Genomic DNA, 19474 nt, shown 5'->3' with positions numbered 1-19474 from the left:
GTAGGCCGCAGGGGGGCGCTGAAAACCCCCTGCCGACCCCGCGGCGACCACGGTCATCACCTGGGCAGCATCAAGCCCCAGGCGTCGGCCCGCACCGACCACGTCCGCGTCCGCACAGGCCCCCCGACCACCGCGTCCGCCCGGTACCGGAAATCCGCCCCGGACACCGTGATCGTCCGCGCCCGCACCCGCAGGACCTGGGGCGCCGGGCCCACCGAGGAGAGTCTGACCTCGACCTGCGCGAGGCCGTCGGTCCCGGGACTGATCGAGACCCCCTCCACCGGCTGGTCCAGGTCCACCATGAGCGCCCCGTCCGCCTCCACCCGCAGCCGCGCGGGCGCGGGTCCCGGTGCCGACGTGACGCGCGAGGGGTGCGCGAGGGTGCGGACGAGCGACTGGCACGTACGAAGCCAGGGATGGTTGTCCACCACCGTCCCGCCGGAGCCGGAGCCGGAGCCGGAGCCGGAGCCCGAGCCGGAGCCCGAGTCCGAGGCCGGAGTCGAGGATGTCGAAGAGGCCGAAGAAGTCGAAGAAGTCGAAGAAACCGAAGCTGAAGGCGAAGAGGCGACGGGCGGGATCCGCAGATTCCCCAGGACCACCCCGTCGCTGTCGTCGACGAGCAGATCCAGCCGCCGCTCGGCCCCTTCGAGCACCGCGCGGGCCGCGGCGACGACCCCCGCGGGCACTCCCAGCGACCGCGAAAGAGCTTGGGACGCTCCCACCGGAACGACCGAGACCACACATGATTCGAGCTCACGCTCGCGGTGCAGGACCGCGACGGCTCGCAGCAGCGCCCGGTCGTCACCGATCACTACGGGGCGCCGCGCACCCCTTCTGGCCAGGGCTTTCGCAAACTCCTCGGGTCCTTCCGGCAGGCAGACGCGGGTGGTCGCACCCGCGCCCAAGACATCCTTCGCGATCCGTACCGACTCACCGTCCGTGCGCCGGGCGACAGGGTCGATGACGACTAGCAGCTGGTCGCGAGCCGACAACGTGCGCCCTTTCTTTGGTCCTCGGGTAGCATCTTTGTGCAAGAGCCCCTTGCGCTATTGCGCCAGGGGCTTCGTCTATTCCGGGGCAGCATCCAAGGCACACCCATACGGCGGCTACGGCCCCTAGACCTTGGACATGCCCCGCCCGGAAGGGGTGTACGCCTGTGCCCGCACTTGTGCTGCTCGGTGCTCAGTGGGGTGACGAAGGCAAGGGAAAGGCCACCGACCTGCTCGGTGGCTCCGTGGACTATGTAGTGCGATACCAGGGCGGCAACAACGCCGGCCACACGGTCGTCGTAGGCGACCAGAAGTACGCGCTGCATCTCCTCCCTTCCGGGATTCTCTCCCCGGACTGCGTGCCCGTCATCGGCAACGGAGTCGTCGTCGACCCGTCGGTCCTGCTCTCCGAGCTGAGCGGTCTGAACGAGCGCGGCGTCGACACGTCGAAGCTTCTGATCAGCGGTAACGCGCACATCATCACGCCGTACAACGTGACCGTCGACAAGGTGACGGAACGCTTCCTCGGCAAGCGCAAGATCGGCACGACGGGCCGCGGCATCGGTCCGACGTACGCCGACAAGATCAACCGCACCGGCATCCGCGTCCAGGACCTCTACGACCAGTCGATCCTGGAGCAGAAGGTCGAGGCGGCTCTTGAGGTCAAGAACCAGCTCCTGACCAAGCTCTACAACCGCCGCGCCATCGAGGTCGGTCAGATCGTCGAGCAGCTCATGGAGCACGGCGAGAACATCAAGCAGTACGTCGCCGACACCACGCTGATCCTCAACGACGCGCTCGACGAGGACAAGGTCGTCCTGTTCGAGGGCGGCCAGGGCACGCTCCTGGACGTGGACCACGGCACGTACCCCTTCGTCACCTCCTCGAACCCGACCGCGGGCGGCGCCTGCACGGGTACGGGTGTCGGCCCGACGAAGATCAGCCGCGTCATCGGCATCCTGAAGGCGTACACCACGCGTGTCGGCGCGGGCCCGTTCCCGACCGAGCTCTTCGACCAGGACGGCGAGGACCTGCGCCGCATCGGCGGCGAGCGCGGTGTCACCACCGGCCGCGACCGCCGCTGCGGCTGGTTCGACGCGCCGATCGCCCGCTACGCGACCCGCGTGAACGGCCTGACGGACTTCTTCCTCACGAAGCTGGACGTCCTGACGGGCTGGGAGCAGATCCCGGTCTGCGTGGCGTACGAGATCGACGGCAAGCGCGTCGAGGAACTCCCGTACAACCAGACCGACTTCCACCACGCGAAGCCGGTCTACGAGTACCTCCCCGGCTGGTCCGAAGACATCACCAAGGCACAGACCTTCTCCGACCTGCCGAAGAACGCGCAGGGTTACGTGAAGGCCCTGGAGGAGATGTCCGGCGCCCCGATCTCCGCGATCGGCGTGGGTCCGGGCCGCACGGAGACGATCGAGATCAACTCGTTCATCTAGCGGCTCTCGCTGTACGAGGAAGGGGGCGTCCCGGCTTCGGCCGGGGCGCCCCCTTCTGCTGTTCACGGTGTCCTCAGCCCTCTTTGTCGTACGTCAGGCCCTTGTCCGTGCCGGTGTTCTCGCGGTGCAGCCTGCCGTTCGAGAGCAGTGTGACCGTGCTCGCCTTGCCCGGCGTGCAGGAGGTCGCGGGCTGGCCGACGATCACGTCTGTGGGCCCGATGCGCAGGGTGTTGCCGCTCGCCGACTCCAACTTGCCCTGGAACACGCAGTGGTACGTGCCGCCCGTGTCGGTCGGGCCGTCCGCCGTGATCGAGACGACCGTGTCGCCGATCTCGCCCTGCTGGAGGACGAGCTGCCGGGGGTTGTCGCCCAGGTCGTTCTCGATGGATCCGTTCCAGGTGCCGAGCAACTCGTCCGGGATCGTGCCCTCGGCCTTGGACGCGGGGGACGTGGGCGGGTTCTCGGGATCTGTCGACTTGTCGTCGGACGGCGTGCCCGGCGTCGAAGGGGCGCTGTTGGACGGCGACTCGGAGTTCGTGCCGCCCGCCTTCGTGGTGCCGTCGCCCTTCATCACCGCGTACACCGTGCCGCCCGCTCCTATGGCCACTATGACGGCCACCGCGATGAGCGCGGCGGTGGACCGGCTGCTGCGGCGCGGGGGCTCGGGCTGGGGGTGGACGAGCGGACCGTACGGGGGTGTGGGGCCGTAGGGAGGGGTGGGGCCGTACGGGCCTTGCTGGGGGTAGCCGTAGCCGGGCTGGGGGTGTTGCTGGGGCTGGGGGTGCTGCTGTGGGTGCTGTTGGGGGTGTTGTTGGGGATAGCCGTACGCCGGGCCCGGTGGGGGTGTGGGGGGCCGGGCCTGGCCCGCGATCATCGTGGGGAGGTGGTCGAGCGGGGCCTCGCCGGGTCTTCCGGGCGGGGGTGGGGTGTCGCCGTCGGCGGGGGCGGCGGTGGGAGTGGGAGTGGGAGTGGGAGTGGGGGCGGGGTTGGCTCCGGATCCGGCAGCGGCAGCGGCTGCGGCTGCGGCGGCTGCGGCCCCGGCCCCGGCGGCTCCAGCTCCAGCCCCGTCGGCGGACTTGGGCGCGTCGCCCCCGCCCCCCGCGGCCAGTTCCTTCGGCGGCGCGAGCGACACCGGCGGAACCGCACCCTTCGATCCGTTGACGGACGGCGGCTCCGGCCCGTCCCCGTCCCCGCTCTCGTCCGGATCCTCCGTGTCGAGCAACTGCACCGCATGGCGGCCTAGTTGGGCCACGAGCGCGCCCGGCAGCCACGGGTCACGCGTCCGGCCGCCGTCGCCGAGTGTGTCTTCCGCGCCGGTCCGTTCGAGGAGCTGCTCCAGCGAAGGCCGGTCCGCGGGGTTCTTGCGCAGGCAGTCGCCGACCAGCTCGGCCAGCTCCTCCGGAAGGTCCTCCAGATTCGGCTCCTCCTGCGCGATGCGGAACATCAGCGCGTGCACACCGCTGTTGGCCGTGCCGAACGGCAGCGCGCCCGAAGCCGCGTACGCGAGGACCGAACCCAGGCAGAACACATCGCACGCCGGAGTGATCCGGTCGCCGCGCACCTGCTCGGGCGCCATGAAGCCGGGCGAGCCGACGAGGGCGCCGGTGCGGGTCAGGCCGCCGTCGGTCACCGTTTCGAGCGCGCGGGCGATGCCGAAGTCGATGACGCGGGGGCCGTCGATCGTGACGAGCACGTTCGACGGCTTGAGGTCGCGGTGGATGAGGCCCGCCGCGTGAATGTCCTTGAGGGCGTTGGCGAGCCCGGCCGCCAGTATCTTCACGGACCGCTCGGGCAGCGGCCCGTGGTCGCGCGAGATGACGCTCTGGAGCGAGGGTCCCGCGACATATCCCGTGGCCAGCCAGGGGATCGCCGCATCGGTGTCCGCGTCGAGCACCGGCGCCGTCCAGGCACCGCCGACCCGCCGCGCCGCCCGCACTTCCTGCCGGAAGCGGTTCCTGAACTCCTCCTGCTCGGCGAGCTCTTCACGCACCAGCTTCACCGCGACCGTACGTCCCCGGTCGGATCGCGCCAGATAGACGTGCCCCATGCCGCCCGCGCCGAGCCGCGCGAGCAGCCGATAGGCGCCTATTCGCGGTGGATCCCCGAGCCCCAGCTTCTCCATCGTCGCCCCGACCTCCCCCGTTGGTGTGCAACAGATCGAGGATAGTCGCGTGGTACGACATCGGGGCACGTACCGCCTGCTACGGCTCCGTAACGGGTTGTTGCGCATGCGCCGAGGGAGGCGAGCACCTGCCCCACACGGCGGCGGAGAGACCGCCCGGCTCGTTAACTCCCACTAGGGGCGCCCTTAACCCGCCGTTCCCTAGCGTTCTGGTCATGGACAGCGCAGAAAATCTCGGGCAGATGGCCGCCCACCTCGGCCTCGACCTGGTGGCCGTGACCCTTCTGACCTTCGGGGTCTTCTATCCACGGCACCGCAGACGCGAGTTGGTCCCCGCCTACCTCGCCCTGAACGTCGCGCTCTTCGCGGTCGTCTCCGCTCTCGCGAGCGCCGGTGGCAACGGCGGGCTCGCGCTCGGGTTCGGGCTCTTCGGGGTGCTCTCGATCGTGCGGCTCCGCTCGGACGCGCTGCAACACCAGGAAGTGGCGTACTACTTCATCACCCTCGTACTCGGCCTCCTCTGCGGCCTCCCGGGCCTCGACCTGCCGGTCGCCGCCGGGCTCGCCGCCGTGCTGCTCCTGGTGATGTACGTCGCCGACCACCCCCGCCTCTTCGCCGGTGACCGCCGGACCGTCATCACCCTGGACGCCGTGTACCGCGACGAGACCGAGCTCCGTGCCGAGCTGTCGCGGCGCCTGGGAGAGCCGCTCGGCTGGACTGTCCAGGAAGTCGACTACGTCCGCGACCTGATGGTTCTGGAAGTCCGCTTCCGGCAGCCGGAACCTTCCGAGAGGGCCGGGGAGTTCCCACGTACGGAACCACGACGCCGCACGACCCGGTCCCGCACGCCTGCCGTCCCCCACCAGAAGGAGACCGTGTGAACCCCGCCGTACGCGCCATCGGACGAGCCGCGCTCGCCGCGCACCCCATCTCGCTCGACGAGGTCAACGCCCGTGCGGAGCTGCTCGCCCGCTACGACAACAGCTATCTCGTGCCGGTCGAGATCTTCGACGACCTGGCGGCGCTGCTCACGGACCCGCGCCGCGCCTCCGGCCCCTTCCGGGCCCTGAGCATCGGCGGAAAGCGCTGGTTCAGCTACCACTCCACGTACTACGACACCCCCGAGCTCCTCACCTACCACCACCACCGGCAGGGCAGGCGGCTGCGCTACCGCATCCGCGAGCGGGTCTACCAGGACAGCGGCGAGCGGCAGTTCGAGATCAAGCTGAAAAGCGGTCGTGGCGAGACGGTCAAGCACCGCCAGCGCCTGGAGGGCGACGACCGCGTGCTCGACGCCGAGCGGCAGGGCTTCCTCGCGGGCGTGCTGAGCGGGTCGTACGGGATCGAGGCGCCGAGCGGCCTGACGACGGCCCTCGTCACCGAGTACCAGCGGGCGACCTTCGTCGCCGACGGCCAGCGCATCACGTGCGACGCGGGACTCGTCGTCCGGGACGTGGCCACGGGCCGGTCGGTGGCGGCGGACTCCGGGCTCGTCCTGGTGGAGACCAAGACGCAGGGGCATCTGACGGAGGCGGACCGTGTCCTTCACCGGTACGGGGTGCGGGCCGCGGACTTCACGAAGTACTGCGGCGGTTTCGCCGCGCTGCGCCCCGAGCTGGGGGTCAACCGGTGGGCTCGTTCCGTCCGGGTCGCGTTTCCGCGGGCCTCGGGGGTGCCTGCGGGAAGGTGAGGGTCACCCGGGTGCCGTGGTTGGCGTCCGACGCCATGTCGAAGGTGCCGCCCGCCGTCTGTGCCGTCCGGCGGGCGATGTCCAGGCCGAGCCCCGTGGAGCCACCGCCGCTGGAGCCGCGTTCCGCCGCGTAGGTGGCGGGGAAGCCGGGACCTTCGTCGGCGACGACGAGCTGGGCCCGCCCCGCCGGGTCGGTGCGGACGGTGATGCGGAACGGGGTGCCTTGGGGCGTGTGGTCGAGGACGTTGCCGATGAGGGCGTCGATGGCGGCGGTGAGGTCGTCCTCGGGGACGGGCACCGGGTGGGTTCCCTGCTGGGTCGACGTCTCGGTCTCCCGCCCCTGGTCCTCCGCCAAGGGCAGCCAGAAAGCGGCGCGTTCGCGGGTCACGGCGGCCAGGTCCGCGTAAGGGGCGTCCCGGAATGGACGGCGGGCCTTACGGATCACGTCGTCGACGCTGCGTTCGAGGGCGGCGACGTCCGCGGCGATACGGTGCGCATCCTCCGAGTCGCGGAGGGTCTCGGCGTCCAGGCGGAGGGCGGCGACGGGGGTGCGCAGGCGGTGGGCGAGGTCGGCGGCGTTCTCGCGTTCGGCGGCGAGGAGTTCGTCGATGCGGGTGGCGAGGTGGTTGAGCTGACCCGCGACGAGGCGGAGTTCGGGCGGGCCCTCGGGAGTGGCGCGCGCGGTGAGGTCGCCGGCGGCCAGACGGTCCGCGGTGCGGGCGAGGCGCCTGGTGGCGCCGACCAGACGGGCGCCGAGACGGTCGGCGAGGAGCAGCCCGATGAGTACGAGACCGACCCCGATCCCGGCGAGCACGAGCCAGGAGGTCATGGTCCCCGCGTACAACTGGCGCTCGGTGAGGGTGACCTGGACGACCGCGGTGCCGTCGGCGGCGCCCTGGACGGGGACGAGGACCTCACGGCCGCCGGTGGAGGGCTCGTAGGTGAAGGCGCGACCGGTGCGGGCGAGCCGGACGGCCTCCGTGATGTGGGCCTGCTGATGCCGGGGGGCAGGACCGATGACGGTGCCGTCGGCGAAGACGAGCGAAGTGTTCGGCAGATCGGACGCGTTGACGCTCTCCACGGTCTGCTCGGCGGTCTCGCGCTCCTCCGATGTGGCGAGGTCGGGCCCGATGGCGTGCGCCACCCACTGGGCCCGGGCGGTGGCTTCGGCGGTGGTGCGGTCGGCGGCGTGGGTGCGGGTGAGGAGGGTGAGGGGGACGAGGAGGGCGGTGAGCACCAGGGCGGTGGTGGCGGCGGTGAGGAGGAGAAGACTGCGGCGCATCAGCGGGCCCCGGGGCCTTGGTCTGCGGGGGGTTCTTCGGGAGGATCTTCGGGGGGCTCTTCGGAAGGTCCTTCCGGGGGTGTCAGCTTGACGCCCACGGTGCGGACGGTGTGGAGGTAGCGGGGCGCTTGAGCGGTCTCGCCGAGTTTCCGGCGGAGCCAGGAGAGATGGACGTCGACGGTCTTGTCGGCCCCGCCGAGGGGCTGCTGCCACACCTCGGCCAGGAGTTCGCGGCGGGAGACGACTTGGCCGGGCCGGTGGGCGAGGTAGGTGAGAAGCTCGAACTCGCGGGGGGTGAGGTCCAGCGGGCTCTCGTCGAGGGTGACTTCGCGGGAGGCCGGATCGATGGCGAGGCCTCCCACCCGCAGCGGCTCCTCGGCCGCTTCGGTCGCGCCGAGGCGGCGCAGTACCGCCTTGATACGGGCGTCGAGCTGGGCGGCACCGAACGGCTTGACGATGTAGTCGTCGGCTCCGTCCTCCAGGATCGCCACCATCTCCGGTTCGTCGTCGCGTGCGGTCGCGACGATGACGGGTACGTCGCTGACGGCACGGAGCATGCGCAGGATCTGGGCGCCGTCCACGTCCGGAAGGCCCAGGTCGAGCACGACGAGGTCGGGGCGGTGGGTGACCGCCGCGTCCAGGCCTGCCATGCCGCTGGGCGCGGTGGCGACGGCGTGCCCTTTGTCGCGCAGGGCGCGCACCAGGGCACCGCGCAGCTGGGGATCGTCCTCCACGACGAGAAGATGGGCCATACATCCACCGTAGCCAGGTCCTTTGGGCAGCCCTTAACCGGGCGTTAGGAAACGGTGCGGCACAGTGTTCGGATGAGGAAGTGGCGGAACGCGGTGGTGACCGCGGCATGGGTGGGCGTGGGCACGGCCGCGGGGGCGCTGGGCGCCTGGCAGCTGGCCAGTTCGGACAGCGGGGGAGCGGCGCACAGCCGTCCGCTGGACGAGGGGGCGGTACGCAGAGCGCTGGCGGCGACATCGGCGTCTCCGACTCCGTCTCCGTCGACGTCATCGTCTCCGTCCGGGTCTCCGTCCGCGTCCAGTGGTACGCCGAGCTCCCCCTCGGAGAAGGCGTCCGACCGCTCCACCCTGCGTTTCACGGGCGGGACGGCGACGGTCGAGTGCAGGGCCGATGGAACGGTCTACCTCGTCTCGTGGAGCCCGGCGGACGGCTTCCACATCGACGACGACGTGGAACGGGGTCCGGCCGCGGTGGCCCGCCTGGAGGCGGAGCCGAGCGACGACGACGATCAGGACGATCTGCCGTACGAGATCCGCTGCGGGGAGGACGGGGCGCCCCGGGCGAAGGTGGTGGCGGATGAGGATGACTAGTCCCGGCTGAGGGGCGGGGCGGGGGCGGGGAAGGGACGGGGCCGGGGAAGACCAACGCCCCGACACCGAGCACCGGTGAACGAGAGGCCCACCCCGCCGGGGGACGGAGGTCTCCCGCTCGGGTGCAGAGGCCCTCCCGCCCGGGAGCCCGACACACTGTCCAGTACCCCGCGCCGCCGCGAAACGGAACGCCCATACCCCGTCCACACCGTGGACATTTACCCTCGCCCACATGACCCCTCAGCCGAATCCCCAGGTCGGCGCCGCCGTCAAGGCCGCGGACCGCGCCCACGTGTTCCACTCCTGGTCCGCACAGGAGCTGATCGATCCCCTCGCCGTAGCCGGCGCCGAGGGCTCGTACTTCTGGGACTACGAAGGCAACCGCTACCTCGACTTCACCAGTGGCCTCGTCTTCACGAACATCGGATACCAGCACCCGAAGGTCGTCGCCGCGATCCAGCAGCAGGCGGCGGAGATGACGACCTTCGCCCCCGCCTTCGCCGTGGAAGCCCGCTCCGAGGCCGCACGCCTCATCGCCGAGCGGACCCCCGGCGACCTGGACAAGATCTTCTTCACCAACGGCGGCGCTGAGGCCGTGGAGAACGCGACCCGCATGGCGCGCCTCCACACCGGCCGCCCCAAGGTCCTCTCCGCCTACCGCTCGTACCACGGCGGTACCTCCACCGCCATCAACCTCACCGGCGACCCCCGCCGCTGGGCCTCCGACAACGGCACGTCGGGCGTCGTCCACTTCTGGGCGCCGTTCCTCTACCGCAGCCCCTTCTACGCCGAGAACGAGCAGCAGGAGTGCGAGCGCGCGCTCCAGCACCTAGAGGACACCATCGCCTACGAGGGCCCGCAGACGATCGCGGCGATCATCCTCGAATCCGTCCCCGGCACGGCAGGCATCATGATCCCGCCGCCGGGCTACCTCAAGGGCGTGCGCGAGATCTGCGACCGGCACGGCATCGTCTTCATCCTGGACGAGGTCATGGCGGGCTTCGGGCGTACGGGCAAGTGGTTCGCCGCCGACAACTTCGACGGCGGCATCGTGCCCGACCTCCTCACCTTCGCGAAGGGCGTGAACTCCGGCTACGTCCCGCTCGGTGGCGTCGCGATCTCCTCCGCCATCGCGCAGACGTTCGCCCGGAGGCCCTACCCGGGCGGTCTGACGTACTCCGGGCACCCCCTGGCCTGCGCAGCAGCGGTGGCGACGATCCACGTCATGGAGGACGAGGGCGTCATCGAGAACGCGGCCCGCGTCGGTACGGAGATCATCGCCCCCGCCCTCGCGGAGTTCGCCGAGCGGCACCCGAGCGTCGGCGAGGTCCGCGGCCTCGGCATGTTCTGGGCCCTGGAACTGGTCAAGGACAAGGAGACCCGCGAGCCACTCGTCCCGTACAACGCCACGGGCGAGGCGAACGCCCCGATGGCCGCGTTCGGCGCCGCCGCGAAGAAGCAGGGCCTGTGGCCCTTCATCAACATGAACCGCACCCATGTGGTTCCGCCCTGCAACATCACGGACACGGAGGTGAAGGAGGGCCTCGCGGCGCTTGACGCCGCGCTGACCGTGGCGGACGAACACGCGTCCTGACCCGGGCCGAGACCGGTCCTTGCCCGTCCTGCCCGGCCCCGCTCCGGGCAGGACGCCAAGGAATTGCCCCCACCCTCCCCGGAACCCCGACCGCGTAGTCTGACGTGCTCGTAAGCAAGAAGACGACCGCCAAGACGACTCCACGAGGGAACCCAGATGCCCGGCACCGACGGCCCCGCCGTCATCCGCAGCACTCTGCGCCAGCAGATCGCCGACGCGCTGCGCGACGAGATCCTCGGCGGCCGTCTGGAGCCGGGCCAGGAGTTCACGGTCAAGGAGATCGCCGAGCAGTACGGCGTCTCCGCGACCCCGGTCCGCGAGGCCCTGGTGAATCTCGCGGCGCAAGGCCTCCTCGACGCCGACCAGCACCGCGGCTACCGCGTCCACGAGCACTCCCTCGCGGACTACCGCGGCATGCTGGAGGCCCGCAGACTCGTGGCCGACGGAATCTTCCGCGACCTCGCGAGGAACGGCACCCCGCTGGGACCCAAGCCCCAGCAGGAGGCCTCCGCCGCGCTCCTGTCCGTGCGCCGCCGGGGCGAGGAAGCCGCCCGCGCCGCCTGCGCGGGCGACCTGAACGTCCTCATCGGCTACGACCTCCGCTTCTGGCGCGAACTCAGCGCCCTCTTCGGCAACGCCTACCTCTCGGACTTCCTGCACCGCATCCGCGTCCAGTCCTGGGCCTGCGCCGTCACCTACCTCCGCCGCGCCGTCGAACGCGGCGACGGCGACCTGCGCGGCACCCTCTGGGCCCGGCACACCGAGCTCGTCGAGGCCCTCGCGCGCCGCGACCCCGAGGCCGCGCACGCGATCATCGCCGAGTACAACGCGCACTCGCTCGCCCTCATCGAACGTCTCGCGGCGGCTGCATGAGTGTGGACCTGACGGTCGTCGTCCCCGCCTACAACGAGGAACGGCGCCTGGCTCCCACGCTCGCCGCGATCCGTGCGTACCTGGACGGCGGGGAGGGCTCCACGCAGGGCTCCACACAGGGCTCCCAGGAAGGCCGCGCGGAAGGCGCCCGCGCCCGATGGGAGCTGATCGTCGTGGACGACGGTTCCACCGACGCCACCCTCGACATCGCCGCGGACGCCGAAGCCGCGGACCCCCGCGTCCGGCTCATCCACTCCCCCCGCAACCTCGGCAAGGGCCACGCCCTGCGCCTGGGCGTCCTCGCGTCACGCGGCGACCGCGTCCTGATCACCGACGCCGACCTCGCCACCCCGATCGAGGAACTGGAGTGCCTCGACAAGGCGCTCACCGACGGCCACACGGCCGCGATCGGCTCCCGCGCCCGCCCCGGCGCGACGATCGAGAGCCACCAGCACCGCCTGCGTCAACTGCTCGGCCGCACCGGCAACTTCCTGATACGTACGGTCGCCGTCCCCGGAGTCCGCGACACCCAGTGCGGCTTCAAGCTCTTCGACGGCGGCCGTGCCCGTGAGGCCTTCGCCGCGTCCCGCCTCCGCGGCTGGGGGATAGACGTCGAGATACTGCAGTACTTCCGCCGCTCCGGCTGGCCGGTCGCCGAGGTGCCGGTGCGCTGGGCGCACCAGGAGGGCTCGAAGGTCCGCCCGTTCGACTACGTGAAGGTCCTGGCCGAACTGACCTCGCTCAAGATCCGCACCGTCCCCCGGAGGGACCTGCTCGTCGCGGCGATCTTCCTGTCCATGGCCGTCGTCCTCTACTCGGGCCGCCTGATCGCGCCGGACGACCGCTATCTCCCGGACTCCCTCCAGGACCAGAACCAGTGGGAGTGGTTCTTCGCGGTGACGGCGGACAACATCCGTCACCTCCACAACCCCCTCTTCACGACCCTCCAGAACTATCCCGACGGCGTGAACCTCATGGCCAACACGGTCATGCTCGGCCTCTCCGTCCCCTTCGCCCCCGTGACCTGGCTCTTCGGACCGGCCGTCGCCCTGAACGCGGCGATGACACTGGGCCTGGCCGCGACCGCCGTCGCCTGGTACTGGCTGATCCGCAGGCGTCTCGTACGTCACCGGGGCGCGGCAGCCGTCGGCGCGGCGCTCGCCGCCTTCGCGCCACCCATGATCAGCCACGCCCACGCGCACCCGAACTTCATGGTCCTGTTCATGATCCCGCTGATCATCGACAGGGCGCTGCGGCTCTGCGAGGGCGCGGGCGAGGCAGAGGGAGACGGCGCGGGCACGAGGGTCGTACCCGACGGAGTCGTCCTCGGCCTCTTCACCACCTACCAGATCTTCCTCGGCGAGGAGCCGCTGCTGCTCGCGGCGCTGGGCCTGCTGCTGTTCGCGGCGGCGTACGGGATCGCGCGCAGGGATGTGGCGAGGGCGGCGATCCGGCCGCTGGCGCGCGGCCTCGGTGTGGCCGTGGCGGTCACCGTGCCGCTGGTCGCCTTTCCGCTCTACTGGCAGTTCTTCGGCCCGCAGAGCTACACGAGCGTGCTGCACGGCGACGATGCGGGCAACAGCCCGCTCGCGCTCCTCTCCTTCGCGGAGCGCTCGCTCGCGGGCAGCGAGCAGACCGCGAGCGCCCTCGCCCAGAACCCCACCGAGCAGAACGCCTTCTACGGCTGGCCCCTGGTCGCCCTCGCCTTCGCGATCGTCGTACGTCTCTGGGAGCGGGCGGTGGTGAAGGCGCTGGCGTTCACGGCGGTCGCGGCGGCGTTCCTCTCCCTCGGCCCGAAGTTCCGCATCCCCCTGACGGACGTCGTGCTCCCGGGGCCGTGGGCACCCCTGGCGCACGCACCCCTCTTCGAGTCGGTCATCGAGTCGCGGGTGGCGATGGTGTGCGCACCGGCGCTCGGCATGCTCATCGCGCTCGCGCTGGCGAGGCTGCTCGCTCCCGCCCACCGGATGACGGCCACGCGGTACGCGGGCGTGGCCGCTGTCGCCCTCGCGCTCCTGCCGATCGTGCCGGCGCCGCTGCGGGCGGTGGAGCGGGAGCAGACCCCCGCGTTCATCGCCGACGGGACCTGGAAGAAGTATCTGGGGGATGGCGAGTCCCTCGTACCGGTACCGCTCCCGGACCCGGCCGCCGCGGAGGCCCTGCACTGGCAGACCACCGCCGACCTGGACTTCCGCCTGCCCGGCGGCTACTTCAACGGGCCGTGGGGCCCCGACCGCATCGGCATCTACGGCGCCTCGCCCCGCAACACGTCGAACCTCCTCCAGGACGTCCGCTCCGCGGGCCGCGCCCCGCGGATAACGGACGCCTGGCGCAGGGCGGCGCGCGAGGATCTGACGTACTGGAACGCGGGCGTACTGGTCCTCGCGCCGCAGAAGCACGACGCCGCGCTGCGGGAGACGGTGGATGAACTCCTTGACCGGCCCGGAAAGTGGGTAGACGGGGTGTGGATCTGGGATCTGCACGGGGGCAGCTAGGGGGCACCTGCCCGGACTACGCTGCCTGAACGCGAGGAACGTCCGATGTCCGACATGAGCCGGACATGAGCCCGATTCGAGCCCGACGTCAGTCCGACCTTCTGACCTGAGCCTGACTTCTGACCTGAGGAGCCCCCTTGGCCTGTGACCTGTGGCTGGTCCCGCTCGTCGACGTGCTGTGCCACAGCCCCGACAATCCCTTCGCCGAAGAGATCGCGGTGTACGACAAGGCGCTGCACGAGGCAGGCCTGCCCCCCGTCCCCGTCTTCGCCTACATGCCGGGCCTCTCCGGTGACGTGGCCCCGGTGGCGGGCTTCGACTACGACGCGCTGCATTTCCTGCGCCGGGCGTATCTGCTCCAGGTCTGCGGCCTGGAGGTCACGCCGGTGGACGAACTGGGCGGTGACTACGAGCAGTTGCTGGAGATGTTCGACACGACGGCCCAGCAGTCGCATCTGGTCTGGCACTACGACCACGCGGGGGCGTACGTCCCGGTCGACTTCCCCGCCCCTCTCTCGAACGACGAACTCCTCTCGGGAGGCGGCCCCTTGGGCTCCTCCCACGGCCTTCTCCGGGAACTGGAGTTCGTGGCCCCGTCCATCGGCATCGACGCGGCCAACCCCCCTCGCCCTCCGACACCCCCCGAGGCGCCCACGTCCCTGGAGGAACCGGCGGCCTCGCCCCCACCGGACGACAGCCCCTTCGCGAGGGAACGCCACGTATGGCTTGGCCTCCACGCGGCGACCACCCGAAGCCTGGCGCAAGGCTCAATGATCATCTACAGCTGACCACTTGACTCACCCCACCCCTCACCTCACCCCACCCCTCACCCCACCCCTCACCTCACCGAGGCTCCGGCGGTCGCTGCCGGGGCATATTGGGCCGGGCCCCCGGCGGCAGGGCGGCCCGGACCGGGGGAGCGCCCGCCTCCCCCCGGGAGGCCGGAACCACGGCCTGCATGGCCAACGGTGCGGGCCCCGACCGGAACTCCACCATCCAGTCCGCGGTCTCGGCCCGCACCAGCTCCGTCACATCCTCGGAGAACCGCCGAAGCACCCCGAGACACCGATCGGCGGCCTCACTGGCAGTCCCCTCGGTCGGCCCGAGAACCTCCCGCACGCTCTCCGACGCCCAGTCGAACTGCAGCACCTGAAGCCGCCGCTGCACGGCCTGCGCGGTGGCCACGTCCCGCATCCACCCGGACGTGAGCCCGAAGAACCGATCGCACCCCACGCACGCGGCCCCCGCGAGCAGCGAGACGAACCCCCACGTGGCGACACCCCCCACCGCCCCCGCCAGATCGAGCAGCGGAAGCACCCCCGCGCCCACGGCTCCCACCGCCGCCCCGACCCGCGAGAGCCGCGCCCCGCGCCGCTTCCACGCCCGGTCGGACAGGTACCACTCCGCGGTATTGAGCGCGCCCCGCTCCACCCACCGGTACAGCTCGTCGAGCCGCGCCGCGGGCTCACTCCAGTCGCCGAGGGGAAAGGCCCGCCCCGTCAGATCCCCGAGCCGAGAGCCGCCCCCACCACCAGGAGCGCCACCAGGAACGCCCGGCTGTGCACCCGCCCCGGCACCCTGCCCCTCATGGGGCACCCCCTCGGGCTGCATCTCCGGCTGGCTCACCCGGCACTCCCTCTACCTCTACGAGATCCTTGATGGTGCTGATAGTGCTGACAGTGCTGATGGTGCTGATGGTGCGGAAGCGACTGAATGTCATCTGCTCATGCGCAGCCCCAGTCCTACCGCCCAATGGGTGGCCGTGAGCCCGTTATCGCGGTATTTCCGCCCGGAAGAGGGGCTTGATCAGGTATAGGAGGACGGCTGTTCTCACTCGAAAGAGTGCTGGGGCGAGGGCCCCCTCGACCACGTAGGCTCGTTCCAGGTGGAAAATCCACCGTAAATACCTCCACAGACCGTCCCAGACCATTCGAGACCTTTCGAGACAGGAGCTGATCGTGATCCCCGGTGGTGGCCAGCCCGACATGCAGCAGCTGCTTCAGCAGGCCCAGAAGATGCAGCAGGACCTCGCGACCGCTCAGGAGGAGCTCGCGCGCACGGAGGTCGAAGGACAGGCGGGCGGCGGCCTCGTCAAGGCGACGGTCACCGGCTCCGGTGAGCTGCGCGGCCTCGTGATCGACCCCAAGGCGGTCGACCCGGAAGACACCGAGACGCTCTCGGACCTGGTCGTCGCGGCTGTCCAGGCGGCGAACGAGAACGCGCAGGCGCTCCAGCAGCAGAAGCTGGGCCCGCTCGCACAGGGCCTGGGCGGCGGCGGTATGCCGGGCCTTCCCTTCTAAGAGAGCCACAGGCCAACTACCGTACGTACCAAAGAGCGATACTCGGCAAAAGCAGGAAAGGCACTCCGTGTACGAAGGCGTGGTTCAGGACCTCATCGACGAGTTGGGCAGGCTGCCCGGCGTCGGTCCCAAGAGCGCGCAGCGGATCGCCTTCCACATCCTGCAGGCGGAGCCCACGGACGTACGCCGCCTCGCGCACGCCCTCCTGGAGGTCAAGGACAAGGTCCGCTTCTGCGCGACCTGTGGCAACGTCGCGCAGGAAGAGCTCTGCAACATCTGCCGCGACCCGCGCCGCGACCTGAGCGTCATCTGCGTGGTCGAGGAGCCGAAGGACGTCGTGGCGATCGAGCGTACGCGCGAGTTCCGGGGGAAGTACCACGTACTGGGCGGAGCGATCAGCCCCATCGAAGGCGTCGGCCCGGACGACCTGCGTATACGAGAGCTGCTCGCGCGCCTCGCGGACGGCACGGTCACCGAGCTGATCCTCGCCACGGACCCGAACCTGGAAGGGGAGGCCACAGCGACGTACCTCGCGCGCATGATCAAGCCCATGGGCCTGAAGGTCACCCGCCTGGCCAGCGGGCTCCCTGTCGGGGGAGATCTGGAATACGCGGACGAGGTCACCCTGGGCCGCGCCTTCGAGGGGAGACGACTCCTAGATGTCTAAGAACCAGCCAGAGCAGTCCACTCAGCCGGAAGCGACGATCGTCCCCGAGTCGATCCTCACACCCGAGCCGATGACAGCCCCCGAAACGATCGTCGCCCCCGAGTCGACGGTCCTTCTGCATGCCTCCGCCCAGACCCCGGACTCCTTCGCGGTGCAGATCTCGGACCAGATCGAGAGCTTCATCGTCGCGGTGACCGAGGTCGCGAAGGGCGACGAGCCGGACTCGGCCGTCCCCTTCCTCCTCCTTGAGGTCTCCCAACTCCTCCTCGCCGGCGGACGCCTGGGCGCCCACGAGGACATCGTCCCCGAGGAGCGCTACGAGCCCGACCTCGGCCCGGAGCGAGACGTGGACGACCTGCGCGAACGCCTGGCCGCCATGCTGGAGCCGATCGACGTCTACTCCGAGGTCTTCGACCCGTACGAACCCCGCAAGGCCCCCGTGGCCTGCCGCATCTCGGACGACCTGGCAGACGTGGTCGCCGACCTCTCCCACGGCCTGGCGCACTACCGCGCAGGCCGCACGGTCGAGGCCCTCTGGTGGTGGCAGTTCTCGTACTTCTCGAACTGGGGCTCCACCGCCTCGGGCGCCCTGCGAGCCCTCCAGTCCCTGGTCGCCCACGTCCGCCTGAACCAGCCTCTCGAAGACCTCAACGGCCTCGACACCGACGAGGACCTGGCCGAGGACGCCCTCGCCGAGGCCGCGGGCAAGGTCATGGCGGAGGAGATCGCCGGGCCCCTGGGCCTGCGCTCGGTGCAGTAGGAGCGGCAGTGGGAGTGGGAGTGGCAGTACGAGTGGAGGGCGGGCGGTGAAGGGTCAGGCGTCCTTGGCGCCTGAGTCGCCGCCCGTTCCGCCCGCGCTGCCCGTGCTGCTTGTTCCGCCCGTGCTGCCCGGTCCGCCCTTTCCGCTCGGACGCAGCTTCCGCCACAGGGACCACGTCGTGGTGGCCCAAGCCCATATGCCGACGACCAGCACGGCGACCTTGGCCCAGAACCAGAGGGACGCGGGCTCCGGCGCACTGACCAGCTCCAGGCTCCACCAGATAAGTCCCCCGGTGAACAGGACCGTGGGCACCACCTCGGCCCGTGCCGCACGCCGCGTCTTCCCCGGCCCCTCGCTGAGCCGCAGCGCGTAGACCTCGACGTCCCCGAACTCTCCCGCCGCGCTCCCGTCCGATGCGGCGAGATGATCCCGTGCCTCGGTCACACAGCGCGCCGCGTCCCCCGCGGACAACCGATGCCGCCCCCGCAGCAACGCGGAGAGCCGCATCAGCCAGGCCTCGTCGTCATCCCGTATCACCTCGGCGGGAATCGCCCGCCCGCGGAACCATCGCCCGACGCGCTCAGGGGAAAGCCGCCATCCCAGCACCCCGAGCAACGCACCGACGACGAACAACGAGGGCGCAGGAACGCTCACTTGAGGCCCCCGGGGTAGGGCGGTGAACCCCACGGCGCAGGCCACCACAAGCACCGCCGCGCAGGCGACCGCTATCCGGCCCGCCCGCAGCCGCCCCGCCGCACGCAGCTCGGGGATGACGCCGGTGACGAGCACGATGAGCACGGAGAGCAGCAGACCGGCGCCCCCTGTGGGCCAACCGACGTTCACCCGGAACCCGTTGCTCACCCACAGCACCACACCGAACAGGGCGACTTGGCCGCCGGCCAGCAACAACGAGCTGGTGAACCGGTCGCCGGCGGCGAACCCTTCGAGGTCGACGGTGCTGCGATGGGCCTCGTCGATCCGCTCGGCGGCCACGGTCTCGGCGTACGCAGTGGGGTCGCCGAAGATCTCCCGGACGGGTATCCCCGCCTCGGCGGCAGTCAGTCGGGCCTCTTCAAGCACCTGCTCGGCGAGCCCGCCCGGCGGCGTGTGCTCCACGGCCAACGCCAGCTCGAACTCGGCGGCCCACTGAGCGTCGTCGCCGCTGGCCCAGTCAGGCCTCCGCCCCTGCTCCTGCCCCTGCCCCTGCGTCTGCCTCTGCTCCCTGCCGTCCGTGCGCATGATCGGGTTCCCCCAGTTCTCGTTGATTCTCCGGACCGGCCAAGGCCGTCACTACGCCGTGGAAGTCCCGCCAGGCGTGATACTCGACGGCCAGGCGCTCGCGCCCCGATTCGGTGAGGCTGTAGTACTTCCGGCCGGGTCCGCCCTCGCCCGCGCTCCAGCGGATGTCGACGGCACCTTCCTCTTCCAGCCTGGTCAGGGCCGGATAGAGCGTGGCCGCCTTGGCATTGGCCAACCCGGCCGCGCTCAACTCCTGCAACAGCGCGTACCCATAACTCTCACCGCGCTCCAACATCCCGAGCAGGCACAACGGCAGTGCCGCACGCAGCCAGGCGGAACTGAACTCCGGCACCTGCCTCGCCTCCCCGACTAGTTGAGTTTCCAGAATAGTCGAGAACCCCGACATCCACCACCCCTCAGTCACACACAGCAACCGAGTCGCCCCGCGTGGCCGGGATGGGTCGAACCTGTGACCCGCCCCACTTTCCGGAGTGTCCGACTCTCCAGCGGGCATGTGCCAAGCCGAGCGGTCGGAACGTACCTCCCGACAAGCGGGGGCGTACGCCTGTGGGTGATCACGTAGTGGGCGGGACATCTCACCATGTGATATCCGCAAGGCGAATTTCGGCCGCTCGTTAGACTGAGCCGACCGCAGCAGTGCGGTAAGAGACG

General features: G+C 70.6%; 18 protein-coding genes. 11 read left to right on the top strand and 7 right to left on the bottom strand.

What is annotated here, in order from left to right; translation table 11 throughout:
- Positions 1 to 56 precede the first annotated feature (56 nt).
- Positions 57 to 992 carry a diacylglycerol kinase family protein gene (locus tag ACZ5CR_RS19885; protein WP_468859167.1) on the bottom strand — a complete coding sequence of 312 codons (936 nt, stop codon included), beginning with the start codon at positions 990 to 992 and terminating at the stop codon, positions 57 to 59.
- A 164-nt stretch (positions 993 to 1156) separates the two neighbouring features.
- Between ACZ5CR_RS19885 and ACZ5CR_RS19880 the strand changes: the two genes are divergently transcribed.
- Positions 1157 to 2440 carry an adenylosuccinate synthase gene (locus tag ACZ5CR_RS19880; protein WP_453738388.1) on the top strand — a complete coding sequence of 428 codons (1284 nt, stop codon included), beginning with the start codon at positions 1157 to 1159 and terminating at the stop codon, positions 2438 to 2440.
- A 73-nt stretch (positions 2441 to 2513) separates the two neighbouring features.
- Here ACZ5CR_RS19880 and ACZ5CR_RS19875 read toward each other — a convergent pair whose 3' ends face one another.
- A complete protein-coding gene (locus ACZ5CR_RS19875; RefSeq protein WP_468859164.1) occupies positions 2514 to 4562 on the bottom strand; it encodes a serine/threonine-protein kinase in 2049 nt (682 codons plus the stop codon).
- A 215-nt stretch (positions 4563 to 4777) separates the two neighbouring features.
- Here ACZ5CR_RS19875 and ACZ5CR_RS19870 point away from each other — a divergent pair, with 215 nt between their 5' ends.
- The gene (locus ACZ5CR_RS19870) at positions 4778 to 5443 is read left to right on the top strand and encodes a DUF4956 domain-containing protein (protein WP_468859163.1); all 666 of its coding nucleotides are present in this window, start codon (positions 4778 to 4780) and stop codon (positions 5441 to 5443) included.
- Positions 5440 to 6252, top strand: coding sequence for a VTC domain-containing protein (locus tag ACZ5CR_RS19865; protein ID WP_468859161.1), 813 nt, complete (start codon positions 5440 to 5442; stop codon positions 6250 to 6252). Before ACZ5CR_RS19870 ends, ACZ5CR_RS19865 begins: the two co-directional genes overlap by 4 nt.
- On the opposite strand, the gene ACZ5CR_RS19860 is transcribed toward ACZ5CR_RS19865, so the two are convergent.
- Both ACZ5CR_RS19860 and ACZ5CR_RS19855 read right to left on the bottom strand, forming a co-directional pair.
- The gene (locus ACZ5CR_RS19860; RefSeq protein ID WP_468859159.1) at positions 6185 to 7534 is read right to left on the bottom strand and encodes a sensor histidine kinase; all 1350 of its coding nucleotides are present in this window, start codon (positions 7532 to 7534) and stop codon (positions 6185 to 6187) included. The genes ACZ5CR_RS19865 and ACZ5CR_RS19860 overlap by 68 nt on opposite strands.
- Entirely contained in the window at positions 7534 to 8286 is a 753-nt protein-coding gene (locus ACZ5CR_RS19855; protein ID WP_468859157.1) for a response regulator transcription factor, read from the bottom strand. Before ACZ5CR_RS19855 ends, ACZ5CR_RS19860 begins: the two co-directional genes overlap by 1 nt.
- A 72-nt stretch (positions 8287 to 8358) precedes the next feature.
- On the opposite strand from ACZ5CR_RS19855, the gene ACZ5CR_RS19850 reads away from it, so the two are divergent.
- From ACZ5CR_RS19850 to ACZ5CR_RS19830, 5 genes are all read left to right on the top strand, one after another.
- Positions 8359 to 8874 (top strand): hypothetical protein, encoded by a 516-nt coding sequence (locus ACZ5CR_RS19850; RefSeq protein WP_468859155.1) that lies wholly within the window; start codon positions 8359 to 8361, stop codon positions 8872 to 8874.
- Between the two features lie 232 nt (positions 8875 to 9106).
- Entirely contained in the window at positions 9107 to 10468 is a 1362-nt protein-coding gene (locus ACZ5CR_RS19845; RefSeq protein WP_468859153.1) for an aminotransferase class III-fold pyridoxal phosphate-dependent enzyme, read from the top strand.
- A gap of 156 nt (positions 10469 to 10624) precedes the next feature.
- The gene (locus ACZ5CR_RS19840; RefSeq protein WP_468859152.1) at positions 10625 to 11341 is read left to right on the top strand and encodes a GntR family transcriptional regulator; all 717 of its coding nucleotides are present in this window, start codon (positions 10625 to 10627) and stop codon (positions 11339 to 11341) included.
- Positions 11338 to 13836 (top strand): dolichyl-phosphate beta-glucosyltransferase, encoded by a 2499-nt coding sequence (locus tag ACZ5CR_RS19835; protein WP_468859151.1) that lies wholly within the window; start codon positions 11338 to 11340, stop codon positions 13834 to 13836. Before ACZ5CR_RS19840 ends, ACZ5CR_RS19835 begins: the two co-directional genes overlap by 4 nt.
- A gap of 137 nt (positions 13837 to 13973) precedes the next feature.
- Complete coding sequence (locus ACZ5CR_RS19830) at positions 13974 to 14624, top strand: hypothetical protein (protein ID WP_468859149.1); 651 nt, start codon at positions 13974 to 13976, stop codon at positions 14622 to 14624.
- Positions 14625 to 14679: 55 nt separating this feature from the next.
- Here ACZ5CR_RS19830 and ACZ5CR_RS19825 read toward each other — a convergent pair whose 3' ends face one another.
- Positions 14680 to 15462, bottom strand: coding sequence for an SLATT domain-containing protein (locus ACZ5CR_RS19825; RefSeq protein ID WP_468859147.1), 783 nt, complete (start codon positions 15460 to 15462; stop codon positions 14680 to 14682).
- A 332-nt stretch (positions 15463 to 15794) separates the two neighbouring features.
- On the opposite strand from ACZ5CR_RS19825, the gene ACZ5CR_RS19820 reads away from it, so the two are divergent.
- The 3 genes from ACZ5CR_RS19820 (at position 15795) to ACZ5CR_RS19810 (ending at position 17563) form a co-directional block, all read left to right on the top strand.
- Positions 15795 to 16136, top strand: coding sequence for a YbaB/EbfC family nucleoid-associated protein (locus ACZ5CR_RS19820; protein ID WP_389902244.1), 342 nt, complete (start codon positions 15795 to 15797; stop codon positions 16134 to 16136).
- Positions 16137 to 16203: 67 nt separating this feature from the next.
- A complete protein-coding gene (recR, locus tag ACZ5CR_RS19815) occupies positions 16204 to 16803 on the top strand; it encodes a recombination mediator RecR (RefSeq protein WP_030781910.1) in 600 nt (199 codons plus the stop codon).
- A gap of 70 nt (positions 16804 to 16873) precedes the next feature.
- Positions 16874 to 17563 carry a DUF5063 domain-containing protein gene (locus ACZ5CR_RS19810; RefSeq protein ID WP_468859234.1) on the top strand — a complete coding sequence of 230 codons (690 nt, stop codon included), beginning with the start codon at positions 16874 to 16876 and terminating at the stop codon, positions 17561 to 17563.
- 54 nt (positions 17564 to 17617) lie between these two features.
- Here ACZ5CR_RS19810 and ACZ5CR_RS19805 read toward each other — a convergent pair whose 3' ends face one another.
- Complete coding sequence (locus tag ACZ5CR_RS19805; RefSeq protein ID WP_468859145.1) at positions 17618 to 18802, bottom strand: hypothetical protein; 1185 nt, start codon at positions 18800 to 18802, stop codon at positions 17618 to 17620.
- On the bottom strand, positions 18735 to 19154 hold the full coding sequence (locus ACZ5CR_RS19800; RefSeq protein ID WP_468859143.1) for a PadR family transcriptional regulator: 420 nt from the start codon (positions 19152 to 19154) through the stop codon (positions 18735 to 18737). The genes ACZ5CR_RS19805 and ACZ5CR_RS19800 overlap by 68 nt, the downstream gene beginning before the upstream one ends.
- Positions 19155 to 19474 lie beyond the last annotated feature (320 nt).

This window comes from Streptomyces sp. NPDC031274 (assembly GCF_055570235.1).
The sequence above is the reverse complement of the archived record's forward strand: the minus strand, read 5'-3'. Positions and strand labels throughout refer to the sequence as shown.